General features: G+C 40.8%; 25 protein-coding genes. 13 read left to right on the top strand and 12 right to left on the bottom strand.

Annotated elements, in window-relative coordinates:
* The first annotated feature begins 95 nt into the window (after positions 1-95).
* The 5 genes from HG267_RS27540 (at position 96) to HG267_RS27520 (ending at position 6,685) form a co-directional block, all read left to right on the top strand.
* A complete protein-coding gene (locus tag HG267_RS27540) occupies positions 96-1,133 on the top strand; it encodes an aspartate-semialdehyde dehydrogenase (RefSeq protein WP_045872395.1) in 1,038 nt (345 codons plus the stop codon).
* 117 nt (positions 1,134-1,250) lie between these two features.
* A complete protein-coding gene (gene dapA / locus HG267_RS27535) occupies positions 1,251-2,135 on the top strand; it encodes a 4-hydroxy-tetrahydrodipicolinate synthase (protein ID WP_045872394.1) in 885 nt (294 codons plus the stop codon).
* Positions 2,136-2,425: 290 nt separating this feature from the next.
* Complete coding sequence (locus tag HG267_RS27530; RefSeq protein WP_045872393.1) at positions 2,426-4,198, top strand: ribonuclease J; 1,773 nt, start codon at positions 2,426-2,428, stop codon at positions 4,196-4,198.
* A 244-nt stretch (positions 4,199-4,442) separates the two neighbouring features.
* Complete coding sequence (locus HG267_RS27525) at positions 4,443-5,621, top strand: DNA cytosine methyltransferase (RefSeq protein ID WP_045872392.1); 1,179 nt, start codon at positions 4,443-4,445, stop codon at positions 5,619-5,621.
* Positions 5,622-5,632: 11 nt separating this feature from the next.
* Complete coding sequence (locus HG267_RS27520; protein ID WP_045872391.1) at positions 5,633-6,685, top strand: Bpu10I family restriction endonuclease; 1,053 nt, start codon at positions 5,633-5,635, stop codon at positions 6,683-6,685.
* A 35-nt stretch (positions 6,686-6,720) separates the two neighbouring features.
* Here HG267_RS27520 and HG267_RS27515 read toward each other — a convergent pair whose 3' ends face one another.
* Entirely contained in the window at positions 6,721-7,917 is a 1,197-nt protein-coding gene (locus HG267_RS27515) for an anion transporter (RefSeq protein ID WP_045872390.1), read from the bottom strand.
* Between the two features lie 21 nt (positions 7,918-7,938).
* Between HG267_RS27515 and HG267_RS27510 the strand changes: the two genes are divergently transcribed.
* Positions 7,939-8,160 (top strand): hypothetical protein, encoded by a 222-nt coding sequence (locus HG267_RS27510; RefSeq protein WP_045872389.1) that lies wholly within the window; start codon positions 7,939-7,941, stop codon positions 8,158-8,160.
* A 328-nt stretch (positions 8,161-8,488) separates the two neighbouring features.
* Positions 8,489-8,866 carry a Mo-dependent nitrogenase C-terminal domain-containing protein gene (locus HG267_RS27505; protein ID WP_045872388.1) on the top strand — a complete coding sequence of 126 codons (378 nt, stop codon included), beginning with the start codon at positions 8,489-8,491 and terminating at the stop codon, positions 8,864-8,866.
* 348 nt (positions 8,867-9,214) lie between these two features.
* On the opposite strand, the gene HG267_RS27500 is transcribed toward HG267_RS27505, so the two are convergent.
* Positions 9,215-11,203 (bottom strand): caspase domain-containing protein, encoded by a 1,989-nt coding sequence (locus tag HG267_RS27500; protein ID WP_045872453.1) that lies wholly within the window; start codon positions 11,201-11,203, stop codon positions 9,215-9,217.
* A gap of 193 nt (positions 11,204-11,396) precedes the next feature.
* On the opposite strand from HG267_RS27500, the gene HG267_RS27495 reads away from it, so the two are divergent.
* From HG267_RS27495 to HG267_RS27480, 4 genes are all read left to right on the top strand, one after another.
* Positions 11,397-11,987, top strand: coding sequence for a hypothetical protein (locus tag HG267_RS27495; RefSeq protein ID WP_045872387.1), 591 nt, complete (start codon positions 11,397-11,399; stop codon positions 11,985-11,987).
* A 47-nt stretch (positions 11,988-12,034) separates the two neighbouring features.
* On the top strand, positions 12,035-12,178 hold the full coding sequence (locus tag HG267_RS27490) for a hypothetical protein (RefSeq protein ID WP_155539451.1): 144 nt from the start codon (positions 12,035-12,037) through the stop codon (positions 12,176-12,178).
* A 37-nt stretch (positions 12,179-12,215) separates the two neighbouring features.
* Positions 12,216-12,392 (top strand): 50S ribosomal protein L32, encoded by a 177-nt coding sequence (gene rpmF, locus HG267_RS27485; RefSeq protein WP_045872386.1) that lies wholly within the window; start codon positions 12,216-12,218, stop codon positions 12,390-12,392.
* Between the two features lie 285 nt (positions 12,393-12,677).
* Complete coding sequence (locus HG267_RS27480; RefSeq protein WP_045872385.1) at positions 12,678-13,271, top strand: sulfite oxidase-like oxidoreductase; 594 nt, start codon at positions 12,678-12,680, stop codon at positions 13,269-13,271.
* A 76-nt stretch (positions 13,272-13,347) separates the two neighbouring features.
* On the opposite strand, the gene HG267_RS27475 is transcribed toward HG267_RS27480, so the two are convergent.
* Both HG267_RS27475 and HG267_RS27470 read right to left on the bottom strand, forming a co-directional pair.
* Positions 13,348-14,733, bottom strand: coding sequence for an aldehyde dehydrogenase (locus tag HG267_RS27475; RefSeq protein WP_045872384.1), 1,386 nt, complete (start codon positions 14,731-14,733; stop codon positions 13,348-13,350).
* 45 nt (positions 14,734-14,778) lie between these two features.
* The gene (locus tag HG267_RS27470) at positions 14,779-15,924 is read right to left on the bottom strand and encodes a hybrid sensor histidine kinase/response regulator (RefSeq protein ID WP_045872383.1); all 1,146 of its coding nucleotides are present in this window, start codon (positions 15,922-15,924) and stop codon (positions 14,779-14,781) included.
* Positions 15,925-16,418: 494 nt separating this feature from the next.
* Here HG267_RS27470 and HG267_RS27465 point away from each other — a divergent pair, with 494 nt between their 5' ends.
* Positions 16,419-16,559 (top strand): hypothetical protein, encoded by a 141-nt coding sequence (locus HG267_RS27465; protein WP_155539449.1) that lies wholly within the window; start codon positions 16,419-16,421, stop codon positions 16,557-16,559.
* A gap of 224 nt (positions 16,560-16,783) precedes the next feature.
* Here the strand turns inward: HG267_RS27465 and HG267_RS41775 are convergent, their stop codons facing one another.
* From HG267_RS41775 to ureC, 5 genes are all read right to left on the bottom strand, one after another.
* On the bottom strand, positions 16,784-17,011 hold the full coding sequence (locus HG267_RS41775; protein ID WP_309227639.1) for an HNH endonuclease signature motif containing protein: 228 nt from the start codon (positions 17,009-17,011) through the stop codon (positions 16,784-16,786).
* Entirely contained in the window at positions 16,930-17,253 is a 324-nt protein-coding gene (locus HG267_RS27455; protein WP_309227638.1) for a hypothetical protein, read from the bottom strand. Before HG267_RS27455 ends, HG267_RS41775 begins: the two co-directional genes overlap by 82 nt.
* 388 nt (positions 17,254-17,641) lie before the next feature.
* A complete protein-coding gene (locus HG267_RS27450; RefSeq protein WP_045872381.1) occupies positions 17,642-17,857 on the bottom strand; it encodes a hypothetical protein in 216 nt (71 codons plus the stop codon).
* A 125-nt stretch (positions 17,858-17,982) separates the two neighbouring features.
* Positions 17,983-18,936: a hypothetical protein gene (locus HG267_RS27445; protein ID WP_045872380.1), complete on the bottom strand. Its 954-nt coding sequence runs from the start codon at positions 18,934-18,936 to the stop codon at positions 17,983-17,985.
* 3 nt (positions 18,937-18,939) lie between these two features.
* Positions 18,940-20,655, bottom strand: coding sequence for an urease subunit alpha (gene ureC, locus HG267_RS27440; protein WP_045872379.1), 1,716 nt, complete (start codon positions 20,653-20,655; stop codon positions 18,940-18,942).
* 79 nt (positions 20,656-20,734) lie between these two features.
* Between ureC and HG267_RS27435 the strand changes: the two genes are divergently transcribed.
* Entirely contained in the window at positions 20,735-21,112 is a 378-nt protein-coding gene (locus HG267_RS27435; protein WP_045872378.1) for a GxxExxY protein, read from the top strand.
* 63 nt (positions 21,113-21,175) lie between these two features.
* Here HG267_RS27435 and HG267_RS27430 read toward each other — a convergent pair whose 3' ends face one another.
* From HG267_RS27430 to HG267_RS27420, 3 genes are read right to left on the bottom strand one after another with little or no spacing between them, the layout of a single operon-like run.
* Positions 21,176-21,481, bottom strand: coding sequence for an urease subunit beta (locus HG267_RS27430; protein WP_045872377.1), 306 nt, complete (start codon positions 21,479-21,481; stop codon positions 21,176-21,178).
* A gap of 18 nt (positions 21,482-21,499) precedes the next feature.
* Positions 21,500-21,802 (bottom strand): urease subunit gamma, encoded by a 303-nt coding sequence (ureA, locus tag HG267_RS27425; protein WP_045872376.1) that lies wholly within the window; start codon positions 21,800-21,802, stop codon positions 21,500-21,502.
* A gap of 21 nt (positions 21,803-21,823) precedes the next feature.
* Positions 21,824-22,669: an urease accessory protein UreD gene (locus HG267_RS27420; protein ID WP_045872375.1), complete on the bottom strand. Its 846-nt coding sequence runs from the start codon at positions 22,667-22,669 to the stop codon at positions 21,824-21,826.
* Between the last annotated feature and the right edge of the window lie 12 nt (positions 22,670-22,681).

Raw genomic sequence — 22,681 nt, 5'->3', positions numbered from 1 at the left:
TAAATGTTAAGGCAGACGGCTGTCATTTAAATACTGCATAAGTTTTGTATCGGTTGCATAAACTCTTATATAACCTCTTAAAGGAGGAAGTTAGGTTGTCTAAATCCTATAATGTAGCTATTTTGGGCGCAACTGGTGCTGTCGGCACAGAGTTGTTGGAATTACTAGCAAGTCGGAATTTTCCGTTAGCTAATTTAAAGTTATTGGCTTCCGAAAGAAGTGTGGGGCGGACGCTGTCCTTTAAAGGGGAAAATTTACCAATAGAGGCAGTTAGCGATCGCGCCTTTGATGGTATAGATATAGTACTGGCCAGTGCAGGTGGTTCGACATCTAAAACTTGGGCAGGTAAAGCAGTAGAAAAAGGTGCAGTAGTAATTGATAACTCCAGTGCCTTTCGTATGAAAGAAGAAGTGCCTTTGGTAGTACCAGAGGTAAATCCCCAAGCTGCGGCTCATCATCAAGGAATTATTGCTAATCCTAACTGCACAACCATCTTGCTATCGGTAGCATTATGGCCCCTACATCAGGTAAGACCAATAAAACGGTTGGTTGTTGCTACTTACCAATCTGCTAGTGGTGCAGGTGCCAAAGCAATGGCAGAAGTGCAAACCCAATCCAGCGCAATTTTATCAGGGCAACCAGCAGTTGCCGAAGTATTACCTTATCCCTTGGCATTTAATTTATTTCCGCACAATTCCCCCTTAAACGAGCATGGATACTGCGAGGAAGAAATGAAAATGGTCAATGAAACTCGCAAAATTTTTGGCACACAACAAATCAGGATTACCGCCACTTGTGTGCGGGTTCCCGTACTGCGTGCCCACTCGGAAGCAGTTAATATAGAATTCGAGGTGCCTTTTAGTCCAGAGGAAGCTAGGGAAATCATCAGTCGCTCCCCTGGAGTAAAATTGATTGAAGATTGGCAGGCAAATCATTTTCCCATGCCCATTGAAGCCACTGGTCGAGATGAAGTTTTAGTAGGCAGAATTCGTCAAGACATTTCACATCCTTGCGGCTTGGAACTATGGTTATGTGGTGACCAAATCCGTAAAGGAGCAGCTTTAAATGCAGTACAAATTGCGGAGTTATTAGTAGAAAAAAATCTACTAAAACCATTAGCCATTAGTCATTAGTTGTCCAGAAAATATAACTAACAAATGGCACTTGCAAGCGATTTGCAGATAGGCTATTAAAACAAAAAACCACCAAGCTATAAAAAACAAAAAAGGGTAATCAGGAGTGAAAAGAGGGTGGGAGATTTTGGCAGAGTTTTAACCGCTATGATTACGCCGTTTAAAGCAGACGGCAGTGTCAACTATGATGTAGCGGCAGAACTAGCGGCACATCTAGCTAACAACGGTACAGATACATTGGTGGTGTGTGGTACAACCGGGGAATCCCCTACCCTTAGTTGGGAAGAGGAATACCATTTGTTTGTTGAGGTGTTGCAGGCTGTAGCTGGAAAAGCCAAGGTGATAGCAGGGTGTGGTTCTAATTCCACAAAAGAAGCGATCGCCGCCACCCAAAAGGCAGCTAAAATAGGAGTACATGGGTCTTTACAAGTAGTTCCTTATTACAATAAGCCGCCGCAAGCAGGTCTGTACCAGCACTTTCAGGCGGTAGCGCAAGCCTGTCCCGACCTACCTATGTTGTTATACAACATTCCTGGTCGTACTGGTCAAAATCTGAGTGCCGAAACAGTTACCCGGTTAGCGGAGATTGATAATATTGTTGGTATCAAAGAAGCTAGTGGAAATTTAGACCAGGCGAGTGAGATTCGCCGCTTGACACCAAAAGAATTTCAGATTTACGCTGGTGATGATTCTTTAACTCTACCTTTGTTAGCGATCGGAGCAAAGGGTGTGGTCAGCGTTGCTTCTCATCTGGTAGGCAACCAACTACAGCAGATGATCCAAGCTTTTGATTTAGGTAAAATTCAAATTGCCACCGAGATTCATCTTCAACTTTTTCCGCTGTTTAAAGCTCTATTTTTAACGACAAATCCTATTCCAGTTAAAAAAGCATTAAAACTTCTAGGTTGGGAGGTAGGTTCAACTCGTCCGCCGTTATCTGAAGCTGAACCAGAAGTAAGTCATAAGTTAGAGGTGGTTCTGAAAGAACTTAGTTTACTCTAAGTAACAATTTGTTCAGGAATGGCAAATTGTTAGTATCTAAAATTACATATAATCTGGGAATAATACATATCTTTTATCAGGTAGCACTGAACAAAACCTGTGCTACGACTGAATCGCTATACTATTAATCCTTCAGCGTAAAATCCATTTTTATTGAACAAACAATAGAAAATTCTGACGTTTACTCAGCTGCTTTCAGATGACTTTATAAGACAGCTAACAATGTTGTCTTTGATACAAGACTAAATTTTTTAACTTAAATTAACCACAAACAACAATCTAAGGAGCAAATGGCTAAAAACGAAGCTGATTCCGCCCTAAAAATTATTCCTTTGGGCGGTTTACATGAAATTGGTAAAAATACCTGTGTTTTTGAATATGACGATGAAATTGTCCTTTTAGATGCAGGTTTAGCCTTCCCCACAGAGGCAATGCATGGTGTAAATATTGTCCTGCCAGATATGACTTATCTCCGGGAAAATCGCCATAAAATTAAAGGCATGATTGTGACCCACGGTCATGAAGACCATATTGGTGGGATTGCATTTCACCTCAAACAGTTTGAAATACCTGTGATTTATGGACCGAGATTAGCAATGGCTATGCTGGAGGGTAAATTAGAAGAAGCGGGAGTACGCGATCGCACAGAATTAAGATCAGTTTTACCCAGGGATGTTGTGAGAATTGGGAAATCTTTCTTTGTAGAGTACATTCGCAATACCCACTCCATTGCTGATAGCTTTACAGTTGCCCTGCATACACCTATAGGCATAGTCATCCATACAGGAGACTTTAAAATTGACCATACCCCTGTGGATGGTGAAAGGTTTGACTTACAACGGTTAGCAGAACATGGCGAAAAAGGCGTACTGTGTTTGTTAAGCGATTCTACTAACTCAGAAGTGCCAGGATTTACACCTTCGGAACGTTCTGTATATCCCAATCTTGACCGCGTATTTTCACAAGCTACAGGGCGACTGTTTGTCACAACTTTTGCTTCTAGCGTCCATCGCATCAACATGATTTTGGATCTAGCACAGAAGCACAACCGCACAGTCACAGTGGTTGGGCGTTCGATGCTCAATTTAATTGCCCACGCACGTAATTTAGGTTACATCAAATGTCCAGATAATCTGCTGCAACCGTTGCACTCTGTTCGCGGTCTACCAGATGATAAAGTATTAATTCTGACTACTGGCTCGCAGGGTGAGACAATGGCAGCGATGACCCGCATTGCCAATAAAGAACATCCCCACATTAAAATTCGCGAAGGTGATACGGTAGTTTTCTCCGCTAACCCGATTCCAGGAAACACGATCGCAGTTGTCAATACTATAGATAAATTAATGCTCCAAGGAGCAAATGTAGTCTATGGTCGAGATAAGGGAATTCACGTTTCTGGTCACGGTTGTCAAGAAGACCAAAAACTGATGATTGCTTTAACTAAACCGAAGTTTTTCGTACCCTTCCACGGCGAACATCGAATGTTGGTGAAGCACGCCCAAACAGCTCAAAGTATGGGCATTCCCGCCGAAAACATGATTATTATCCAGAATGGCGACATCGTGGAGTTGACAGAAGACTCGATTGGTGTGGCTGGAAAAGTACCCTCAGGAATTGAACTGGTGGATACTACTAGTTCTGGAATGGTTAGCGCTAAAGTCTTGCAAGAACGCCAACGCATGGCTTCCGAAGGTATTGTTACCATCGCTGCTGCCATTGATTGGAGTGGTAAATTGTTAGCTAAACCAGAAATTCACCTACGGGGCGTAGTTACAAGTATAGAGCGATCGCTGTTGCAAAAATGGGTACAACAGCGCATTGAAGAAATATTAAGCGTTCGCTGGTCAGAATTTGCCCAACCTGGTGAAGGCGAGCAACCTGAAGTCGATTGGGGTGGATTGCAAGGAACTTTGGAAAGAGAGTTGCAACGTTCCATCCGTCGGGAACTGCAATGTCAACCAACTGTGACATTGTTGATGCAGATTCCTGATGAGCCACCTGTAAAAGTCGCTGATGGGAGAAGACGGCGGACTAGAACTGCAGCTCAGGTAGCATCGTAAGGTATTTAGAATTAAAATTCAGAACTAAAGGTAAGGTTTTCTTACTTGTTAAGGGTTGGAGTGGCTTTGCCTTCCACCCTTAGTTTTTTTATATGTAGTTACAACTCAACTATTTTTCCTAATACGTGAAAAAGCCTTTATTCCGATTCATCATGTGTAATATAGTTAAACAGTCTTATTAGTAAAATATCTTAAACAAACAAGATTTAATTGAATAAAAATATTGGTTTAAGGAGGTATTTAATTGCTAAAAGTACTTGATATATTTGCAGGCGCTGGTGGATTTAGTCTGGGGTTTAAGCTGGCAGGAAATATAATTATAGGAGCTATAGAAGAAGATAAATGGGCGGCGGAAACGTTTGCGTATAATCACAAAGAAGCAAAAGTACTTATTGGAGATATACAAAATTTTTCAGATGAATACTTGTTAGATGAGTTTAAAGATAATTTACCTGATGTTATTTTAGGTGGCCCCCCATGCCAGGGATACTCAATATGTAGGAAAAATGCAGGTGATCCAAAAGACCCTAGAAACTCTCTTTTCCAAGAATTTTTAAGAATTGGAAAATTATTCCAACCAGACTTATTAATTATGGAAAATGTACCAGGACTTATAAAAGCTAAGACAATTCTAGGTGAATCTGTTATTAACATTATAAAATCAGAACTAGAACAGATTGGATATTATGTATATATTGATATCTTAGAAGCTTTTAAATATGGAATACCACAAATAAGGCGAAGGCTATTTGTGATTGCCTCTCGTGATAAACTTGAAAGACCCTTTCCAGCCCCTACTCATTATTTTCAAGATGGGGAACAGCTACAAATATTTGATTCCCATCTGAAACCATGCGCTTCATTATGGGATGCTATTTCTGATCTACCTGATATCAATGCCAGAGAAGGTCAAGAGGAAATGAAATATGATAGAGAACCTACTAATGAGTACCAGTGTCAAATGCGAATAGGTTCGCAAAAAGTTTACAACCACGTAGCAATGAAACATTCTAAGCGGACTATAGAACGTTTTGAATTAATGTCTTGGGGAGAATCACTAGCTGATATTCCTGAACATTTAAAGCCATATAAAAGAAATAGTAATGGAATTATATCTGAAACAGTCTACGATCAAAACAGTAGAAGATTACACCCATATAAACTCTGCCATACTATTCCTGCATCATTCTATGCAAATTTTGTACATCCCTATAAAAATAGGAACTTTACTGCTAGAGAAGGCGCAAGAATTCAATCATTTCCTGATTGGTTTGTATTTAAAGGTAAACCGACTGTAGTTAGTCATAAGCTACTTCAGAGAGAAGGTAGAGTAGAGGAAAAACATCTCTGCCAATATAATCAGATTGGTAATGCAGTACCGCCACTATTAGCAAAATCTATTGCTGAAAACATTCTTAATTAGACTAAAAAAATATGCTAGTACATGGCGCGAATTTAAGTACAAAAGAAAATCATAGATCAAAATACAAAGATTCTGTAAGTAAAGAATATTTAGCTGAAATTCGGTCTAAATATGATAATTGGCACAAACAAAATATCGATTTAGTTGGGCCCGGTGTAATTAAAGCAGAAACTGATATAGAAACAATACAAAAACGCGTAGCATTTTTTGAGGAATATAAGAACTTTATTGATCAACAGCATTATGCTGAAAAATTTGACTCTAGATCAAACTTACACTCAAGTGCCTTAGAGGAGTTTTTATACTATTTGTTTAAGGATTTAGTGAGTGATTTTGGAGAGCGTGCATTGATGGGAAAATCTCATACTTTCAAGGATATTTTCTTTGCAGCGCCCAATTACACCAAAATGTTGGAAACACCTTACGCAAGGATTGAGAAAAAGGATCATGATTTTGTTATAGGAGTCACAGTTTTAGCTTCTTTACAGACGAGTAAATCAGGCTTATCAAATATACAAAATTATGATTTAAATCTTGAAGAACAGACTGAAGTTGTCGATGATGCAGTAGCAAAGGCTGCGGACATTTTAAGAGAATTAGATCAAAATATAGAAAAGCCAATTGAAGGCCCGCTTGTAGTACCTACTGAAAGCTTATCAGCATTCAGTAAAACTTTGACTGCTGGTAATTCAGAAGAGCATTTTTTTGATATTCCTGTAATTGCAATAGAATGTAAAACATATCTTGATAAAACAATGCTAGAAGGCTCATCTAGAGCAGCAGAAGAAGTAAAAGCCCGAAATCCCAACGGATTATATATTGTAGTAATGGAGTGGCTCAAGCTTTCTGATGCAGTAAATTTGCGAAAATATAAGGTTGATCAAATTTATGTTTTACGTAAACAAAAAAATACTGATAGAGAATATAGATACCTTGATAGCTACGTTAAAAATTCAATTGATCCTAATGTCGTGTGGCATCTGTTTGATACGGTAAGGAAACACTTAACTACAGACTGGGCGGGTAGTGTAGAACAAGGGCTGCAACGTGGTTGGTTAATTTAATAGATCACTTTAGTTTGCTTAGTTTTTACAGGCTTCTAAATCCATAGGTAAACTAGAATTAGGGTAAAAAAAGTAAGTGGTACGCCAAAGCGTAAATGCTCGATAAATGTCAGTTTGTAGCCTAAGTTTGTAGCCGCTTCAACAACTATTAAGTTAGCAACTGAACCAAATAAAGTAAGATTACCTGCTAATGTAGAGCCGGCTGCTAGTAATAGCCAATAGTGGGTATCATCTTTGGGAATTAGAGGATGCAATAAAAGTACTGCCGGAACATTGGAAATCAGATTAGATAAGATAACAGTTACAGTCAAAAAACTGGCAGAAGTGTTGACTGCATGAGTAAATGGCTGCAATAAATTTAACTTTTGTGTGACGCGCGTCAGAATAAATAATCCTGAAAACATCACTAGTAAATTCCAATCTACTTTTTGCAAAATGCGCTGTGGTTTAATTCGCCGCGTAATCAACAATAAACTAGCAGCAACTAAAGCAGATTCGGCTAAAGGTAAACCCATCGCAAAAGCAATAAGTAACCCTGTAGTGATGACTAAAGTTTTATTAAATAAGGGTTTAAAAATACGATTTTTATTGTTACTACTTAACTCTTGACATGGTTGGGTGGAACGGACATCAGGATAAAGTAGCCATAGCAATCCTACCTGAATTGCTAAACCAATTAAAGCTACGGGAGCAAGTGCGCGCAGAAAATCTAGGTAGGGAATCCCGGAAAAGGAACCAATTAAAATATTTTGGGGGTTACCGCTGAGAGTGCAAACAGAACCTATATTAGTTGCACCTGCGATCGCTAATAAATAAGGTATAGGATTTAAACTCAATGCTTGAGTTAGGCTCAAGGTTAGTGGTGTAAAAATTAGCGCTATTGTGTCGTTAAGAAATACGGCGGAGAGAATACCACTACCAAAAGTTAAAGCAATTAATAATCCCAGAGGACTGCGGGTTATACTCAATAGCAATGAGAGCGATCGCCCAAAAAATCCTGCATAGGTAAGGCTGGCATTAACTACCATCATGCTCAGTAAAAATACGATGGTGTTAGCATCAATTGCCTGCCAAGCTTCTTGTAAATTGACAGCACCCAAGGCAATTAAAAACGCCGATCCCACTAGGGCGATAGTGGCACGGTTCATCCGCAAACCAGGAATGTAGCCCAATGCTAACCCCAGGTAAGTCAGTCCTAATACGCCATAGATTGCAAATTGCAAGACAGTCACTCGCTTTACATATGAGCAGTCATGTCATATAACAATACAGCAGTTAAGGAGGATGAGGGGGATGAGGAAGATGAGGGAGATGGGGGAGAAATAACAAACACCAAACCCCAATTACCAATTACCAAACACCCAATACCAAACCCTAAACACCCAATTCCAATTACCCATTACCTAATGCCCAAAATACACCTTTCCTTAACGGAACCTTATACAAGGTATGTGAGTCTATATGTATATAATTGAGCTGCTAATATTTTGACTAGCTAAAAATACGGCCGAAAATATTCTATAATAATATTTGTAAAGATTACACAAAAACCTACCTGAAGATAGATGTCTTCATTAGAATTTAAACTGTGTCAAGTTATGAACAAGATCGGATTATTACACTTCCGGTTCCAGGGAAATTGCGTTTAACTTGACGTAGTGATAAATGGGTTCTGACTCAGTGGCTACGGATAACATCAGATTGCATCAAAGTCAGAATAAGAATTTTCCGGGAAGGGTCGTAGCCACTATGTATATGTTCATCGTTAAGGTGAATACCCTCAAGTCAATAGAGGAGTAAACCATGAAGGTATTTGATAATACCACGAAAAGAATTTTTCTCGCAAGTTGGGTATCAATAAATCCAGCAGAAGCCAACAATACCGATGTAACTCAGCTACATAGTGCTGCTGCTAAGTCTAAATTTGATATTCTCCAGCCCTTACGACAAACCGTAGACAAAATACAAGTACGCGATCGCAAATTAGCGCACCGCTTGTGTCAAATAATTCCTTCCCAATGTCCTTTTGAGCGTGATGTCAAGTTATTTGGCAAAACCTTATTTCACATTCCGCCAATGTGTAAGCTGAATCCTTTGTATGAAGAAGTTGTGAGCTTACGTTTCCGGGCATTATGCTATCTAGCTGATGAATGTGGAGAGGATGTGTCTCAGTACTGTTAATTCTAAGTTACGCCTTATGTGAATGAAAAGCGCCGCTTAGTTAATAAGGGTTTCTAGACTAGCTCAAAATTATGGTTTTGTGGCTATCGAAGAAATTAAAGGCTTTTAAGACTGAATTCACATTAAACGTAAGCGATCGCTTCTCCATTTTTAGCCATTATTGCTTGGTCAAGAACAAAGGGTAAGGGGATACAACCTTTACCCTTTCGTCTTTTTCAGGTTAAGGGGTAAAGGGGAATGGGAAAAGGGAAAGAAAAAACTTTTTTAATCTTTTCCCACAACCAATTTCGAGTTCAAAACGCTTAACCGAGAAGTATTAGAGTTAATCCAAATCTCTTTGACTCTGGACTAATTTTTTATCCGCCTAACTTGCCATTTTTGGATGGCTTCTTGAGCATCTTCATAGGCAGATGTCATTTCTGGCACTAAGGCTGCGGTTTCAATTGCTGCATTGAGTTCACCTTGGACTGCACGATTTTTCGCTACGTCCAAAATCTTTTCGCTCCATTTATTAATTGATTTTTGGGCAACATCGAAGCCTGGCTGTCCTGGTGGGACTTTTTTTGCAACTTCGATTGCCCGATTATATGTAGATGCTTGTCCTGATTTAATTAACGCATTAGCAGCATCTAAAAGAGTTTTGTTACTGACATACTGCTTGGCTTCTAGTCGCCATTGGTTAATCAATGCTTGTGCTTTAGGATACAGAGATTCGTCTTTAGTAATTAATTGTGCGGCAGCTACGGCACTGGCATACTGTTTTTGTTGAGCGCGACCTTCTGCCAAATCTAAAATCATGCGACTCCAGATTTTAATATCTTCCTGAGCTTGTTCGTAAAGCGGTTCACCTGGTTGAATTTTGCGCGCCGTGGCGATCGCTAAACTTAAATCGCTAGCCTGAGTTTCTCTCAGGGACATTTTCGCCAGATCTAAGACTGCTTGACTCCGTGTTTGTGACTCAGGATTAACTACTGGTGGCGAATTTGATGGTTTTGGCTCTGGAGTTGGAGAAGCGGCAGTTGTGATAGGACGAGTACTTGGTAAAGTATTGATGTCTTGTGGCTGATTAGTAGCTGTATTAGTTGATGTCCTAAATACTTCGGTAATGCCAAATTTTGATTGATTGCGGAGAAAAACTACTGCAACTAAACCAACTATTAACAAACCACCGCCAAGCCACCACAACAACTGTTTCCAAAATGGTGTATTTGGCTGAGTTACAGGCGCTTGGGAAATGTAACCAGGGGAAGCATCAGGAATAAACCTTTCCCTACCACTTTCTTCTGGGGAAGATGGCGGTAGTTGTTTAAACTTCTCCTCTGGGTGAAGAAGCGCTTGAGAGGTGAATTTACTAGCTGAACCTGAGACTGGTTGAGCGGGAAAGTTCTCATTTCCTACCGTCAACTGAGCAGATTTTCCGGGTTTGGATCTACGACTGACAGTAGTTTCCACTCCTTGAACTGGTCGGTTGATACCCGTTTTTTCTAAATTTGCTGAAGTTTTGGGAGAATTTTCTAGAGCAGGTGCTGCACGTGCGACAACGAAGGATTCTTCCGGAAAAATCACGGAGTTTACTTCGCTTTTAGTTGGGATAGTAGGGGGTTGCGGTGCTGGTAAGATAACCTGCTGCTGAGATGGAAGCACAGCGATCGGGTTTTGCGTAGGTCGCCAGTAATGTTGACATAATTGTGGCGTAAGCAAACTCAAGTAGCGTTCCAAATCCGCCAAGTTAGTGCCACGACCAGAACGCAAAGCTTCCAATAACGCTGCGGTAAAGAAGCCATGACCTAGTTCACGGCTTTCATGGGAAAATTGCTCTGGTTGGCAAGACAGAATTGTCGCCAGTTGTAGTTCTTGAGCTAGTTCTATGGTTTCTTGCCCTACGGGAGCATCGGCTTGAGTACCAAAAGCACGGTTAATATCCAGTAGTAGCAATACATTTAAATTAGTAAGTTGCAGACTTTGCATCAGCGATCGCAATTCTATACCAGTCTCCTGCACGAGATCGGGGTTCCCTTCCACTGGCATTAAGTAATCTTGACCTTTGTAGTTGATGCCATAACCGCTAAAGAATAACCACAGATGGTCTTGTGGTTGCCAAGATGATGCGGCTAAATCCTCCAATAACAGCAGGATATTTTCCCTCGTCGGATAGGTAGATTTATCTTTATTAAGCGGTGGTGAAGTATCTGTCATCAACAGGCAGTTTTGCGGCGTGAAACCTGCCTGTGTCACCAATAAATCCTTGAGTGCCTCAGCATCTGCTTTGGCGCAATCTAAAGGTTGAAATAGATGATATTGATTAATTCCAATTGCGATCGCCCAGTAATTTGTCATCCCCTCTTTAGTCATAGTTGTTTGCTTAAAATTGCGGTTGGCTTTGCCTAAAAAACAAAGTTAACCTATGTCTTATAGTTTAGGAGATTTCTCTCGAACCCAAAATTGTATGTAATTTTTATTACATAATTTACTCGGAAAATACTTTCACTGAATTTAAATTACAAATAATGCAGTAAGGAGTTACCAGGTCATGAGTAGAAGTGTTGCTCATCAACCATCATCGATCATTTCCTTTTCAGTTATTAGCCAAATTGGCACAAAAATCCGGATAGTTCCGTTAATATTTTTGCTCTTAACTGCTGTTCCTGTGTGGTTTGTCTGTGAAGCGATCGCCCCGCAGATTGTTAGAGCTTACACCGCTAGAGTTGATCTAGCAATTGATCGGCTACCGGAAGAAACCTACGAAACTGTACTGAGAAGGGCAGAAGCGGCAGCGAGAGCAGCAGCCCAGAGAAGCTTCGATCAAGATATTTTAGTAACAGATGTTTCCGTAATGGTATCCGTACAAAGCCAAGGAGCGATCGCCCCAGTTTTAGCTTTAGATGTGAGTCGTCCCCAATGGCGGAATCGTCCCGATACCCAACGGTGGGCAACTTATTTTAAGACAGCGCGATCGCTATTGTTTTTTGAACAAAATCTAGCAGCCCCACCTGCTCTGCAAAATCTCGCAACTCCGCCAGCTACTACAGAAAATCCCATAACTCCACCTGCTACAGAAAATCCCACAATTCCACCTCCACCTGTTACAGAAAATCCCACAACTCCCCCTGCTAGTAATTAAGGGACTGGGGACTAGGGATTGGGGACTGGTGACTGGTGACTAGGGAAATGAGGGGAAATTACCAACACCCAACACCAAACCCCAATTACCAATTACCTATTACCTATTACCGATTACCCATGCCCAATGCCCAATGCCCCATGCCCAATTCTTTAACAACCTCTTGTTGCCAGTGTCAGTGGATGGCTTAGAATAAAAAGGTTGTCAAGAATTGCGATATCCGCTATCATGGCTGTTCCTAAGAAGAAAACATCTAAATCCAAGAGAGATAAACGCCGCGCTACCTGGAGACATAAAGCTGCTGTTGAGGCTCAAAAAGCTCTTTCAATGGGCAAGTCTATTTTGACTGGACGCTCTACATTTGTTTATCCAAGTGCTGAAGAAGAGGAAGCAGAAGAAGAATAAATTCCCTAGTTAAGAAAAGCACGAACAGCGCTATTAAATGAGCGCTTTTTCGCTGCTTTTCGGTATTATGCATAGTTATAGTTAATTGGATAAGCTCAATTAACTATTGCCTATGACTGATGCTTAAAGAATTTATAAAAAGTAAGTTATCTGTAGTTTCTGGATTTTTAGTATTCAGCGCGATTAGTATTTTGCCTCCTTTTGAGGGTAGCGCAGATGCTCAAATCCTTAGACAATCATCTCAAGAGTACTAAATTATCTTGAAAAATTCATTTTTCTACGAATATGTTAGGAAAATTTTTTCAGAAACCAGAGCAACAAGAGAACGAACGGGTACCTCCTGGCCAATATCTAGCTAAGGGGTTCCCTGTTTTAACTTATGGTGCAACACCGCAAATAAATACGGAAGAATGGGAATTTAAAGTTTGGGGTTTGGCAAAACCTGCCACTTTTACATGGGCAGATTTTATGGCTTTACCTCAATCTGAATTCACAGCAGATTTTCACTGCGTAACTCGCTGGTCTAAACTCGATGTTAAGTGGACTGGGATTAAAGTTACAGATTTTATGAGTTTGATAGAGGTAGATCCCCAAGCAGTTCATGTGATGGAACATTGCTATGGTGGCTACACTACAAATATCTCAATGGCAGATTTTCTGCGTGAAGAAAATTTCTTTGCTTTTAATTTGTTTGGTGAACCTTTACCAGCAGAACATGGTGGGCCTCTGCGGTTAGTTGTTCCCCATCTTTATGCTTGGAAAAGTGCTAAGTGGATTAATGGTTTAGAGTTTCTCAGTCGTGAAGAACTGGGTTTTTGGGAGCGTAATGGTTACCACCAACGTGGTGAACCTTGGGCGGAAGAGCGTTATAGTTACTAATTCGTAATTCGTAATTCGTAATTGAATATGAGTTTGCGAATAACGCGCTCTAGAAATTAGGAATTTTGTGAATTATTTAGTAACCAAGAATTCGTTTGAGGAAAGCTAATTTTCCTTGATAGGGAGCGTAACGCCAATTTATATCCAATAAAAAGGAGTTTTGCAAGACGCTTTTACGGTGGGAGAAGGTGTCAAAACTGGCTTTACCGTGATAGCTGCCAATACCACTATCACTCACACCACCAAAGGGTAAAGAAGGAACACCAAATTGCAAAACTGTATCGTTGAGACAAACTCCACCAGATGAAGTTTCCTGCAAAATGCGCTTTTGCAGGCTTTTATTTTGGGTAAATAAGTATAAAGCTAAGGGTTTTGGTCGAGAGTTAATTAGGGCGATCGCGTCTTTAATGTCACCATATTCAATGATGGGCAAAATCGGCCCAAAAATTTCTTCCTGCATCACTGCATCTTCTAAAGAAACGTTATCCAGCAGTGTGGGAGCAATATAAAGTTCTTCTGAATTGATTTCTCCACCAATAATTACTTCACCATTTTTGAGGAGATTTGCTAACCTATCAAAGTGTTTTTGAGAGATAATCCTGGCAAAATCTGGACTCTTGGCAGGGTTATCTCCATAAAATTCTTTGATACATTTTTTGATAGCATCGATTAGATTATTTTTAATTTTTTTATCAACTAAAATATAGTCAGGAGCGATACAAGTTTGTCCAGCATTAATAAACTTACCCCAAGTAATTCGCCTTGCAGTTTGTTCTAGATTGATTTCATTATCTACAATACAAGGGCTTTTCCCACCTAATTCTAAAGTAACTGGTGTGAGGTGTTTTGCAGCGGCTTCCATGACTATTTTGCCTACACTTGTACCACCAGTAAAAAATATGTGGTCAAATTTTTCTGCTAGCAGATTTTGGCTAGTTTCTACACCTCCTTCTACCAATGCAATATATGCTGGCTCAAAGTATTTAGCAATTATCTCAGCCAGTAGGCTAGAGGTATGAGGTGCTAGTTCTGAAGGTTTGAGAATTGTACAATTACCAGATGCGATCGCACCTACTAAGGGTGAGGTAATTAAGTTAAATGGATAGTTCCAAGGGCCGATAATTAAAACAACTCCTAACGGCTCTGGATAAATCTTGGCTGAATATTGTAAAAATTCAATAGGAACTGCGGCTTTCTGCGGCTTTACCCAATTTTTAAGATTTTTAATTGCATAATCAATTTCTTTAAGGACGAAAATTTCTGTAGCGTAAGTTTCAAATTCTGGTTTATGTAAATCAGCTTTTAATGCTTGCACAATTGCTGATTCATTATCCAGAATTGCTTGCTTCAAAATTTTCAGTTGTGCAATCCGAAAAGCAACATCTTTGGTTTTACCAGTTTGAAACAACTCACGCTGTTTCCGAATAATATCAGCCGCAGTTATTGATAATTCACCAATCATATTTTTTAACTTTTGACAATTGACTCTTGACTCTTGACCTTTAACTTACTTTTTTATAGGTAGCATAACCATGAATAAACTACCTTTACCCAATTCAGATTTAACTAGAATATTACCTTGATGAGCCTCAACAATTCGCCGCGAAAGATATAGTCCTAATCCACTACCAGAAGTCTTGTGACTTCCTTGGCGAAATCGTTCAAATAAACTGGCTTGATCTTCAGCAGAAATACCGGGGCCTGTGTCTTCTACCTCAACAATTAGGTAGCCACTAATTGTTGAATTTTCAGCAGCATCGACATCAAAGTTTTGACTGGTTTCAGTTGTTGAACTAAGACGAATATTTACGGAGCCAGAAGCGGTAAATTTAATGGCATTACCGATGAGGTTAGTAAATAGACGATGTAATTCCAAGCGATCGCCCATGATTGTTTTAGTGGTTAACTCTTCAGCAACAGCAAAATTTAGGGCTAGTGTTTTGGCTTGAGCTAAGGGTGTTAATTCTCCCACCACTTCCTCTAATAATTGCTGAATATTCACTGGTAAAAACGCCAAGGTTTTGCGCCCAGCTTCAAAGCGGTACACTTCCAATAGAGTATTAACCATCGAAAGCAAATTGGTGTTGCTGCGCGCCATGATGGTGATTACTTCTTCCATTTGCGGAGATAAGGCTCCTAAAGCACCTTCCTGAAACAACAGCAGTACGCGATCGGCTGCTACTAGGGGGGTGCGTAAGTCATGGGTGAGGCGAGAAACAAAATCTTCGCGTTGGCGAGCGATTTCATCACGTTCATCGATACTGTGTTTTAGCCGTAAGAGCGATCGCACCCGTGCTAGCAATTCATCCACTGTTACAGGCTTGCGGATAAAGTCATCAGCACCTAAATCTAATCCTTTAGCAACATTTGGCGCATCGTGAGCAGTAATCAGCAGTATGGGGATATATTGCTGCATGGCAGCATTCCCCCGAATCCGCCGAGTAACTTCGTAACCATCCATTCCTGGCATCATTAAATCCAACAATACCAAGTCACAGGGAGAAGCTTCTAGTTGCGCTAAAGCTGAAGCACCATTTTCTGCTGTGCTAACGGTGTAGCCTTCTTCCTCCAAAATTGTTTTGATTAAAAACACATTATCTGGAGAATCATCTACAACCAAAATTTTGTCAGAGCGAGAATTCTGTGAGTTCATGTAGCGACCAGGTATAGGTAAATTGAATTTTTGTAATCTTATTTATATTTATATGAATTATATTTACATTCCTCTTGAATAAATATTATTTACCTAAAAGCTTAAATTGATTAGGACTTACGCAAGTGTCATATTTTTTTCGTTTAGGTTTGTCCAAGGTCAAATGTCAAGAGTCCAAAAAATCTAAATTTTTGACCCTTGACTCTTGACTTTTGACTCTTATGCCAGGGGATCACTGTGCCAGTTGCGTAAGTCCTGTTGATTTTTTAATTTTATATAACTTTAGATTATCTAATTTTTTATCAGCAAAGAATTACTCACTAATTGAATCATGTTTGGTTAAGTTTTAAAACTAAATTAGTAGCAAGTTGATATATTGTAAGCAACAGACATTAATTTTATTAAGCAAATACACCAAGGCTGCAGCTTTCCCAGCCTAGATAGTAGACCATAGACACAGGTTTAGCGTATCCGCTAAAGTTAAGATTTTTGCAGTGAGAGCATTTTATTTCGTCTTAGCTTATGCCCTGATTTTCTCCAGAGCCTCAGCTTATACTAGTACTCGTGAGATTGCATTATCTTTTGCTATCGCTCTCTTTAAAAAACAGGCGATCGCCACTTTACTATTAAATTAATTATCATTTTCTTGGCGTGGATCTTTTTGGGGAGGATGCCAACCTACTTGCACCCAAAGCCGACGAGATTTTTGAATGAATCCGTTACCATGACGTTGATCGTTCATATCAAGTCGATTACAGGTTGCTCGACCTGTTGGGGTTATTCCTATTATTTTTGTCCCTTCTACAGTCCAGATAAAATGTTCTGACCACTGTTGTGTACGAGGATTAAATAGAGGTATTTACTTTTGAGTTTGCGGGTCAATTCCTGATGTAAAATTATAGCGACGTTCATTGCAACGACGGCAACATAAAGCTAGATTTTCCAGTTCATCCGAGCCACCTAAAGACTGTGGAATGAGATGATCGACAGTGAAGCGGTCAGTATTTACAAATTCTGGGGAGTGGCAATATTCGCAGAGGTATTTTGCTCTGTCAGCGATGATTTCTCGGATGGATTGGGGAACCATTTTGATTCAGCAGCTAAAACAGAATTAGCGTAGGTAAAAATCTGCGCTAACTCAGATATACCATCTAATTCCGCTTTTTCTTCTGCTGTGATTAATCCAGATTTGCTCCGTTCTAGCAGATCATCTGAACGTGCTTGCAGTTCATCGGTAAACTTAAAAAAATTAAGATTATTAACTTTTTCTAGTTTGATTCCTGTTCCCAACCAATATGAAGGTTCAATCATCAATTTCGGAGTCATCATAAATTGAACATGGAATGCTGCACTTTGATTTTAGCTTTTAAAAAGTGCTAATGCTGACGCTCTCAAGAAAAGCGATCGCACTCTCACCACAAAACAGGCGATCGGCGTGTTATGCCAATATATTGCTGTGTTATGCCAATACATCGGTTTGTATTGTTAATACGTCGGTCTGTTATGCTAATACGTCGGCTCGTAATGTTAATACGTCGGTCTGTTATGCTAATACGTCGGCTCGTAATGTTAATACGTCGGTCTGTTATGCTAATACATCGACTCGTAATGTTAATACGTCGGTCTGTTATGCCAATACGTCGGCTTGTATTATTAATGCATCAGATTGATGCCTAGTAGCAAGCCACTTCGTGTCTAAGCATTTATTCTCCTCAAGTCAACACCACTCATCTCTAATTTGCTGTTGATATTCCAAAGGGTCTTGAGTTAGTTGAATTACACCCGCATACTGGTTTAAATTAAACTCTTGTTTTTGTTGTGATTGATGAGCTTCTAATATTTTTTCAATTTCCTGCCAGTCCTGATAATCTATCAATACAGCTACCGGACGCATGGCTTCATCAGTTACAATTTTTTTCTTAAAAGGTTGCATGATTTTATATATCAAATACAAGGTTTTACTATTTGATTGTAACTCCAAGACAGAAAATCGATGAGGGCAACTTTACTCTCATCTTTAAGAGAGATATCTTGTAAAAAACTGTTTTATACTTACAGTTATTCACCAGAGACTATACTTTCCAAAAGTTGCTGAAATTCTGTTGTGGAAGGAATTGCGATCGCTCTTTTATGAAGTGTCTTTAATACCGATGGTTCTTCTATAGCATTGATAGCTTCCACAATAGTATTTGGCACTTCTCCAAAGCGAGTTTCTAGAACTTCAATTACGCTTTCTCTTGCAGTCTCAATAATCCCTTCTTCTTTTGCTAACCTTTCAATACTAGTTACGTATCGCATTCTATTTGTCTCCTCGTAATTTCTCACTTCTGTTTTGAAACTACTTGTCAATTCTTTTGGTAAAACCATCACCCAGTCGATAAACCGGAATATTTCTTGAATATCTTCTCGGCTATATCCCTTTTCAAAGAGTTGTCTAACTAGGCTTAGTTTCCACTGTAGCCGACTTTCTGGGTTGCGTTGGGTCGCTTTGGTTTTGAGATGTGCCATCACTATTATCCCAAAGGGATTGGTGGTTTGCTCTAGGGTTTCCCAAGTTTGTTCATAGTCCAATAACTTTGCTATGGGAAACTCTAAGCTGACCCGACATCCCGCCAATTCATAGCCGTAGCTGGAAGGTCGCCAATTTGCTTGTTCATCGGCTAATACAGCCAAGCTAATAACTCGCTGTTTATGGCGGTCAAACAAGCGGTAGTTGTAGGTGTACATCCGTTCGGCAAATTGGCTGTCATATTGTCCTTGGACTTCTACGTGAACTAATACCCAAGCTTCTTCCCCATCCAGTAGCCAAACTTTCGCGACTTTATCAACGAAACGCCGCCCAATTTCTGCATCAGGTTCTAGCTGTTGTAGTTCTGTGTCCAGAAATTCATAAGGTCGTGTCCAGTCGATCGCGTCGTAAGCTTGGGTGAAAAAGAATTCCAAAAAGCTCTTAAAATATAGCTCTATGATTTCTTTCCAAGGACTATCGTAATCGGTAGATTGCTCGGTCATGGACTAAAACAAAAAGTATCTTTGGGCCATTGGTAAAACTGTCGCAGGTTCACAAATCAGCAATTCGCCATCAGCCCTGACTTCATAGGTTTCTGAATCTACTTCAATATGAGGTAGCGCATCATTTAGCTTTAAATCCCGCTTAGTTATTTGGCGTGTCCCGGAAACTGCAACCGCCGATTTTCGCAAACCCAACTGGCTAGGAATCTCCCTTTCTAACGCCGCTTGGGAAACAAAAGTTAATGATGTAGCGTGACGCGCACCCGCAAAGCTACCAAACATCGGTCGCATATGCACTGGTTGCGGTGTGGGAATGCTGGCGTTAGCGTCGCCCATTTGCGCCCATGCAATCATTCCGCCTTTAATAACTATTTCTGGCTTCACGCCAAAAAATGCCGGTCGCCACAAACATAAATCTGCAAGTTTCCCCTCTTCCACTGACCCCACATACTGGGCGATTCCGTGGGCTATGGCTGGGTTGATGGTGTATTTGGCGACATATCTTTTCGCTCGAAAATTGTCTGCCCTTTGCTCATCTCCTTGCGGGTTAAGGATTCCCCGTTGCACCTTCATTTTATGAGATGTCTGCCAGGTGCGAATTATTACTTCACCTACCCGCCCCATCGCTTGGGAGTCAGAGGAAATCATGCTAAACGCGCCTAAGTCGTGCAAAATATCTTCGGCGGCGATGGTTTCCCGACGGATACGAGACTCAGCAAAGGCGACATCTTCCGCGATCGCAGGATCGAGATGATGACATACCATCAACATATCCAGGTGTTCGTCTAAAGTGTTGAGGGTGTAAGGGCGTGTGGGGTTGGTGGAAGATGGGAGAACATTCGCCTCGCCACAAACTTTGATAATATCTGGCGCGTGTCCACCGCCTGCGCCTTCGGTGTGGTAGGTGTGAATAGCACGATTTTTGAAAGCTGCAATGGTATCTTCGACAAATCCGGCTTCGTTGAGGGTGTCGGTGTGAATTGCCACTTGTACATCATACTCATCCGCGACGCTGAGGCAAGTGTCAATAGTTGCGGGAGTGGTTCCCCAGTCTTCATGCAGCTTTAACCCCATTGCACCAGCTTGTATTTGTTCCACAAGTCCTTGGGGTTGGCTGGCGTTACCTTTACCCAAAAATCCTAAATTCACAGGAAACGCATCAGCCGCTTGCAACATCCGGTACATATTCCAAGGGCCTGGGGTGCAGGTAGTGGCGTTTGTCCCGGTAGCGGGGCCTGTACCACCGCCAATCATCGTAGTAACTCCGGATGCGATCGCCACTTCTATCTGTTGTGGACAAATAAAATGGATGTGGGAATCCACACCCCCAGCCGTGAGAATCATCCCTTCCCCAGCTAAAGCTTCGGTTCCCGGGCCGATAATAATATCGACGTTATTTTGAATATAAGGATTGCCGGCTTTACCGATTTTAAATATTTTGCCGTCTTTAATCCCAATATCGGCTTTAACTACACCCCACCAATCGAGAATTAAAGCATTTGTAATTACTAAATCTACAGCACCATCGGCGTTAGAAATGGGCGATTGTCCCATCCCATCGCGGATGACTTTCCCACCGCCAAACTTCACTTCGTCGCCGTAGGTAGTGAAATCTTGTTCAACTTCAATAAATAATTCTGTATCCGCAAGTCGGACGCGATCGCCTACTGTGGGCCCATAGGTTTCTGCGTAGGCACGGCGAGACATTCTGTAAGGCATATTACATTCCTGGTAAGTGAGAGTAGAATTGAGTTTAAACGCAAAGTAACGCGAAGGTAAGCGCAAAGGTACGCGGAGTATGGATGAGAATGATTTGAGTGGGATGATAATTGGTTGTGGGATGCGAGTGCATACAGCATTGGGGCCGGGGTTGTTGGAGTCAGCTTATGAGGAGTGTTTGCATTACGAATTAAAGAAGAGAGGATTTAATGTTGGTAAACAAGTTCCCGTACCACTGGAATATGAAAGAGTGCAATTAGATTGTGTATATCGATTAGATTTAATAGTAGAAAATAAAGTAATTATTGAAATTAAATCAGTAGAATCTATTCACCCAATCCACTCCGTACAACTTTTAACTTATCTCAAACTCACTAATTGCAAACTCGGACTCATTCTCAACTTTAACGTTCTCCACCTCAAAGACGGCATCAAACGTGTCGCCAACAAACTCTAACTCTCTAACTCCGCGTACCTTTGCGTTTCCCTTTGCGCCCCTTTGCGTTAAAAACCTCTTCCTTTAAAGCTCTCCATTAACTCTGCCATTAAATCCATAAACCTGACGCATCCCAACCAGAGGTACAAGAGTAATTTCCTTTTCATCCCCTGGTTCAAAACGAACTGCTGTACCTGCGGGAATATCCAGACGCATTCCTCGCGCTTGTTCTCTATCAAAACTTAAAGCAGAGTTAACTTCAAAAAAGTGAAAATGTGAACCAACTTGTATAGGGCGATCGCCTGTATTTCCTACTAGTAATTTAATAGTTTCACGCCCAGCATTTAATTCGATTTCCCCATCTGGCGTAATAATTTCCCCTGGAATCATACCTTACTCCCTTACAAATTAACGAATCGGATCATGCACAGTCACCAACTTTGTCCCATCAGGAAAAGTTGCTTCTACTTGAACTTCATGCACCATTTCCGGCACACCTGACATCACATCATCTCGCGTTAATAAAGTAGTGCCATAACTCATTAATTCTGCAACAGTTTGCCCATCTCTTGCACCTTCTAAAATTGCAGCAGAAATATAAGCAACTGCTTCAGGATAATTTAATTTCAATCCTCTATTTTTACGTCTTTCTGCCACTAAAGCAGCAGTAAAAATTAACAACTTATCTTTTTCCTGTGGGGTAAGTTGCATTATTCCTCCTCTGCGCTTCGTTCAAACCTGCCAAACTCTAGGTACGCAGCTACCACGACTCAAAAAATTAACCCGTAGCATCTGCCAAACAGACGTAAACCAGTTTCGCACCTCAGATGACGAAGCACCGCGATATCTACATAAAAGTCCATGTTGGAGTCGCGACACCCCCACCTCTCCTGCACCATCCCATAAATTGCGGGCTTTTGCCAAAATTTCTGAGTCAACTGGATTACCAACCCAAACTAGACTACCTACAATTGGTTGTCCCGCCAAGCCGTGGGGACTGTGAAAAACTTCCTCGCTACCGGGTAAATATTGCCGATCTATCCACAAAGGTACACCTTGCTGCCAAATTTCCGTATGCGATCGCCATTCTCCTTGCAAAAACTTTTCTCCTCTAGCACTGCGCCCTAATCGCGTAATTTCCCAGCCTATCCAACTGGCTTCGGTTGCTAATTCTACCCGTAAATCTTGCCGATAAATCGCACTGTTAAACAAAATTGTTTCTTGGGGTAACCACTCCAAACAAGCCCCAGCATCTACTTTGATATCGATAATTTGTTTGGCTTGCAGTCCATTGCTGCGGTAGATTTTACTTGCGGCGGCTGTAGTGATTAAAGCTTGTGCGTGGGGTTGGAGGTGAAAATTGAGAGAAAGGCGATCGCCTCCTACAACTCCCCCAGCCGTATGTAAAATGACGCTATGACAGACTTTTTCGCCTTCTGGATAAAACGGACGCTGTACTTTTAGCGGTGCTTGCTGGTGGTTGTAAATTAGCTGGGTGGCATTTTTGCGATCGGCATAGACTAAATTAAGTTTGCCATGCCAAGTATTAGCAACTTCTTTTTCGAGAATTTCACTCATTAATTTTGTGTA

Origin of the sequence: Tolypothrix sp. PCC 7601, from assembly GCF_025677855.1 — a bacterium.
In the GTDB taxonomy this organism is placed as follows: Bacteria; Cyanobacteriota; Cyanobacteriia; order Cyanobacteriales; family Nostocaceae; genus Aulosira; species Aulosira diplosiphon.
This window is presented reverse-complemented; position numbering and strand designations above follow the sequence as displayed.